Origin of the sequence: Hydrogenophaga sp. T2 (assembly GCF_049843535.1) — a bacterium.
Classification (GTDB): Bacteria; Pseudomonadota; Gammaproteobacteria; order Burkholderiales; family Burkholderiaceae_C; genus Hydrogenophaga; species Hydrogenophaga crocea.
In genome coordinates this window covers 1-1552 of record NZ_JBBHZJ010000017.1, presented here as the reverse complement: position 1 = coordinate 1552, position 1552 = coordinate 1, and the positions used below count along the sequence as shown (strand labels likewise).

1 protein-coding gene is annotated in these 1552 nt (G+C 71.8%); it reads left to right on the top strand.

Annotated features, from left to right (window positions below; genetic code table 11):
• A partial coding sequence (locus tag WDZ95_RS22205) for a condensation domain-containing protein (RefSeq protein WP_425781697.1) occupies positions 1–1552 on the top strand: 1552 nt, incomplete at both ends.

Genomic DNA, 1552 nt, shown 5'->3' with positions numbered 1-1552 from the left:
TCTCGGCGGCCACTCGCTGCTGGCCATGCAGCTCGTGGCCCGGCTGCGCGAGGCGGGGTCCCGCCTCGCAGTGCGCGATGTCTTCGATCAGCCGGTGCTGCAAACGCTGGCGCAGCGCATGCGCGCGGACACGCCTTCGGATCTGACCGATGCGCCCTCCGCCATCCCCCTTGGCACCCAGCGGCTCACGCCCGATGACGTGCCCATGGCCGGACTGTCACAGGCCGCGCTCGACACGCTGGTGGCGCGCATACCCGGCGGCCTCGACAACCTGCAGGACGTCTACCCCCTTGGCCCCCTGCAGGAAGGCTTGCTGGTCCACCACCGCTTGCATCCCGACCAGGACCCCTATTGGCTCGATCTCGTGCTCGCCTTCGACGAAGAGCAGGCGATGCAGGACCACGCGCAGGCCTTGCAGCGCATCGCGGCCCGCCACGACGCCTGGCGTACCCGCTTTGCCTGGGACGACCTGCCCCATCCGGTACAGCTCGTGCTGAGGCACGCGCCGCCGACGCTGACCACGCACGCGCTCGAACCCGGCGAAGACGCCGAGGCGACCCTGCGCCGGCACGTGCAGCAGACGCGGTTCGACTTGCAGCACACCCCGCTGGTGCGGCTGCACGCCATGCAGGACACGACTCACCGGCGCTGGCTACTCGCGGTTCAGATGCACCACCTGATCGGCGACCAGCTGTCTCAGGAGATCGTGAGTCTGGAGACCGCGGCCATCCTTGCCGGGCGCGAAGCCGAGCTGCCGCCCGCACCAGCCTACCGGCACTTCGTGCAGGCCACGTGCGCGGCAGACGGCGCGACGCAGGAGGCTCACTTCAAGGCGCTGCTGGGCGACCTCGCCGAGGGTACGGTGCCTTTCGGGGTGTCGGCCATTGGCCCCGAAGGCGTGGACGCGCACCGCGTGCGACTGGACACCGCGGCATCGGCGGCGCTGCGTGCCGCGGCGCGCCGACAGGGCGTGCCGGTGTCGGTGCTGGCCCACACCGCCTGGGCCCTGCTGCTGGCGCGCTGCAGCGCCCGCGACGACGTGGTCTTCGGCACCGTGCTCTCCGGCCGCCTGGCTGGCGGCGGCGATACCGCGCGAACCGTGGGGCTGTTCGTCAATACCCTCCCGCTGAGGCTACGGCTCGCGGGGCAAAGCGCGGCCCAGGCAGTGCGCCAGACCCGCGAGACACTGACCGGCCTGATGGCCCACGAGCAGACGCCGCTCGCCGTGGCACAGCGCTGCAGCGCCGTACCCGCCGCCCGCCCGCTGTTCACGAGCAACCTCAATTTCCGGAGCCAGCGCGAGGCAGCGGCCGTTCGCGACGGCCGCGTGCTGTCGCGGTCGCAGGGAACACACTACCCCATCGGCGTCGCCATCGACGACCTCGGCGACGGCTTCGAGATCGAGGCCCAGTGCGCCGCCGGCATCGCCCCGCAGGCGTTGGCCGCACAACTGCTGCAGGCCCTGAAAGGCCTGGCCGATGCGCTGCTCGACGCGCCCGACACACCCGCGTTGGCCATCGAGGTGCTGCCGCCCGCGCAGCGCCACCAACAG